The organism is Leptospira adleri, assembly GCF_002811985.1.
GTDB classification, from domain to species: Bacteria; Spirochaetota; Leptospiria; order Leptospirales; family Leptospiraceae; genus Leptospira; species Leptospira adleri.
The window spans coordinates 1-3,642 of sequence record NZ_NPDU01000135.1 but is presented as its reverse complement, the minus strand read 5'-3'; the positions used below and the strand labels follow the sequence as shown (position 1 = coordinate 3,642).

Here is a 3,642-nt window from a genome sequence, read left to right as displayed (position 1 = left end):
CCGTTCATTCTCTATACTCTGCTTGCGCCGATCGCGCTCGCGGATCTGGTAAAAAGAGGGGACGTGGATTCCAAAACCGGATCCATCTGGACCGGAGCGATTCTTCTGGTTCCGATCGTCGGAGCGGGAGCGTATTTGATCGCTGGCGGATCCAAGGTTCCCGGTTGGTTAAAAAATTCCCTCGTCTACGGGGGAGTGGGGTTTTTGGCGCTGATCATTTTGATCACATCGGTTGCCAAATTCTAGAAGACCTTGAATCGGAAACAGTTTCTCAAATGGATCGGACTCGGAGGCGCGGGACTCGCAGCCGGCGCCGGAATCAGTACGATCGGAGACTCGGACGGAACGGGCGGAATTCTTTGTAAGGTCCGTCCAGGAATCGTCGGGGTCAACAAAGAGGCTACTATTCCCGGAAATCCGGGAAACAATTCTTATGGGAGTATGGTTCATCCTCCCTTTCAGATTGATCCCGCTTTTCTTTCTCGGATGGATTTGAAGAATCATCAAGAAGCGTCTAACGGACCGATTCTCAAACAACATCTGAGCATCGTAGAAATGCCTTTGACGGTTGCGCACAATACGGTCGTCAAAGCCTGGACTTTTAACGGGATCGTTCCCGGTCCGGTCGTTCGGGCGAAGCTCGGTCAGAAAATGGAGATTACTCTTCGAAACGATTCCGAACATCCTCATTCGATCCACTTTCACGGGAGTCACGATCCGAACGAAGACGGTTGGGAGCCGATCGTCACAGGCGGGGAAAAAACTTATAAACTCACCGCCGGTCCGATCGGATTTCATCCTTATCACTGTCACGTTCCTCCGCTCGCTAGTCACATGGCGAAGGGACTTTACGGAGGTTTGATAGTGGATCCTCCGGGGGGCCGTCCTCCGGCTCACGAGTTTATGCTGATTCTTTCCGGCTGGGATCTGGGAGACAAAGGTAAGAATGATATCTTTTCCTGGAACGGGATGGCCGGATTTTACGACCGTTATCCGATCAAGGTTCCGGTCGGGCAGAAGGTTAGATTCTACATCGCTAATATGTGCGAATACGAACCGGTCGCTTCCTTTCATCTGCACGCGCAGACCTTCGACGTCTTTAGAACCGGAACAAGACTCGTTCCGGACGATCATACGGACGTGGTTACCCTCGGACAAACGGAAAGAGTGATTATAGAATTTACGCTTCCTAAAAGAGGGAGATATATGTTTCATCCTCATCAGACGAAGATGGCTGAAAACGGCGCGATGGGTTGGATCGTCGCGGTTTAATCCGGTGACGTCTAACGTATTCTCTTTGTGATTCCTTAGGAGAAAAGTTTTGAAGGAAAAAATTCTTTTTGTCGCAGTTTTGGTTCTCGGAGTCGGTCTCGGTTTTTTCGGTTGGAAAGAATGGAAGAACAAATCCAAAGACGCTCCCGTCCTCGTGGAAGAATGGTCTAAAACTTCTTTGCGAGATACGAAAAATCGGGAGATTCTTCTCGGTTCTATTCCAGGAAAACTAAAACTCGTTTACTTCGGTTTTTCTCACTGTCCGGACATGTGTCCAAGGGCTCTTTTGGATATGTCCGCGGCGGTGAACGAATTGGGGGAAGAAGGAAGTAACCTGACTCCGATCTTTATCAGCGTAGATCCGGAACGGGATTCCCCCGAATTACTTGCAAAATACGTCAAACAATTCCCGAATGAACGTCTCGTCGCTTTGACCGGCGACAAGCCTACGTTAGACGCTCTTCAATCCGCTTTCGGTGCGGTTTCGAAAAAGGTAAACAACCCTTCGATCGAAGGCGGTTACACCGTGGATCACACTGTGTTTTTGTATATAGTCGACGAACAAAGCCGAATTCTCGCGACTTTTCCCGGCGGAACGGAAGGGAAAAGTCTAGTGAAAGAGATAAGACGTTTTCTTTGACCACGGGGAAAGGAAGGGACCGTTTTCTTATCGGAGTGTTTTTTGGTAGAAGTCGCCTCAGTGAGACTTCCTTTGCTTTGCTTTTCAAAGTAGGAACTCACACGTTTCGCAAGTCTTCCGTGGGACATCCTTTGATTTACTTTTCAAAGTAGGAACTCACACGTTTTGCAAGTCTTCAGTGGGACTTCCTTTGATTTACTTTTCAAAGTAGGAACTCACACATTTTGCAAGTCTTCAGTGGGACATCTTTTCCTGGAGATCCAATCACCAATAGTCCTTCATCAATTCCCCCACCCAAGGCGGTTGAACGATCTTTTCTTTCGGAAGAAATTCTTGAAAGACGGGCTTTATATCCAAAATCGGGGTTCCGTCGATTCCATCAAAACCGTGAATGAATAGGGTTTTTCCTTCTTTTCGAACGAGTTTTACGATCGTAGCGCCCAAGCGATTGGGTCGCGCTTTTTTTCTCTGCGAAAAAATTCCCACTTTCGGCCAGAGAGGATTCTCCCTCGGATGTTCCGCGCCTAAGACGATTTTAGCTTCATCTTGAAGATGGAAAAGATAGATAAGTTCGAGATGGGAAAAGGATTCGATTCCGTCTAACGCGGATTCCGGGATATCGTCTACAAGAGTGATTTCCGATTCGATTCCATTCCATTGATCGTCGATCGGAGTTTTTCTCGAATTTTTCGTAAAACCGATCGGTTTGATTTGAATATCCATGTTCCAATTCTCCTCAATTGTTCTTCGATTTCGAGATTTTCATTTCGCTTATCATTGAGAAGGAGCTTTGTCATAGAATGCGAAAGCGACCGCTCCCAGGATAAACAAAAAGCTGACCGCGTGATTCCACTTTATTTTTTCTTTTAAGACGAGCGAGGCGAAGATGATGAAGATTGAAATTGTGATCACTTCCTGTAGAATCTTGAGTTGAAAAGCGCTGTATCCTTCTTCGCCGTAGCCGATCCGATTCGCGGGGACCATAAGAATGTATTCAAAGAGCGCGATTCCCCAACTCAGAAGAATGGTAAGAGGAAGGCTCCAGCCGTGAAAAAATTTCAAATGTCCGTACCAGGCAAAGGTCATAAAAAGATTAGAGCAAAGGAGAAGAACGAATGTTTTCATAAGAATAGGATTCCGAAAGTTCCCGTGGATTGACAATCTGAAATCGAATTCTTTTGCGAGTCCGTATCGGGAGGTCAAATCAAAGGCAACGGGGATTTTTAAAAATTCTTCTTGGAATAGGGTTTTAATTTTGGAAGGATTTTTTTTTAGCTTCCATTCTTCATAGAAAGTAAGAACGAGAATTTTGAAACGAAAGTTATCCGATTCTTTAAAAAAATAAACCCCGTTCCCGGGGCAAAGAATATTAGACTTCAGGTAGTATAACTGAAATTCCCCGGGATCGGAAGAATCTCCGAATCCGAGGAACCGGTGGGTCCATGTGGACCCAAGCCGGCGCCACGCGGGTTATTCGGATCGAACTTCGATTTTTTTGACCTGCGGTTTTCTTTTGGGAAGAGTCAGGCTCAATACGCCGTTTTTATAAACCGCGGAGATTTTTTCTTCTTCTACCGCTTCGGTGAGAGTGAAGGATCTTCTGTATTCTCCGGTTCTATATTCGGAATAACGAAGTTCTCCAGGAAGATTTCTCTCGATCGTTTTTCCGGAGATGCTCAGTTGATCCTTTTCTATCTGAACCTGAACGTCCTTTTCTTCCACGCCGGGAA

The 3,642-nt window shown here is 46.4% G+C and carries 6 protein-coding genes; 3 read left to right on the top strand and 3 right to left on the bottom strand.

What is annotated here, in order from left to right; genetic code table 11:
• The 3 genes from CH376_RS23605 to CH376_RS23595 form a co-directional block, all read left to right on the top strand.
• On the top strand, window positions 1-246 hold a 246-nt coding region (locus CH376_RS23605; RefSeq protein WP_207769160.1), incomplete at its 5' end, for a PLDc N-terminal domain-containing protein.
• A 6-nt stretch (window positions 247-252) separates the two neighbouring features.
• The gene (locus CH376_RS23600) at window positions 253-1,272 is read left to right on the top strand and encodes a multicopper oxidase domain-containing protein (RefSeq protein WP_100785501.1); all 1,020 of its coding nucleotides are present in this window, start codon (window positions 253-255) and stop codon (window positions 1,270-1,272) included.
• 49 nt (window positions 1,273-1,321) lie between these two features.
• On the top strand, window positions 1,322-1,912 hold the full coding sequence (locus tag CH376_RS23595; RefSeq protein ID WP_100785500.1) for an SCO family protein: 591 nt from the start codon (window positions 1,322-1,324) through the stop codon (window positions 1,910-1,912).
• Between the two features lie 264 nt (window positions 1,913-2,176).
• Here the strand turns inward: CH376_RS23595 and CH376_RS23590 are convergent, their stop codons facing one another.
• The 3 genes from CH376_RS23590 to CH376_RS23580 form a co-directional block, all read right to left on the bottom strand.
• Window positions 2,177-2,635: an SAM-dependent methyltransferase gene (locus CH376_RS23590; RefSeq protein ID WP_100785499.1), complete on the bottom strand. Its 459-nt coding sequence runs from the start codon at window positions 2,633-2,635 to the stop codon at window positions 2,177-2,179.
• 51 nt (window positions 2,636-2,686) lie between these two features.
• Window positions 2,687-3,037 carry a DMT family protein gene (locus tag CH376_RS23585; protein WP_100785640.1) on the bottom strand — a complete coding sequence of 117 codons (351 nt, stop codon included), beginning with the start codon at window positions 3,035-3,037 and terminating at the stop codon, window positions 2,687-2,689.
• A gap of 345 nt (window positions 3,038-3,382) precedes the next feature.
• Window positions 3,383-3,642, bottom strand: a 260-nt coding sequence (locus tag CH376_RS23580) for an Hsp20/alpha crystallin family protein (protein ID WP_133124674.1), incomplete at its 5' end; no start/stop codon positions are given.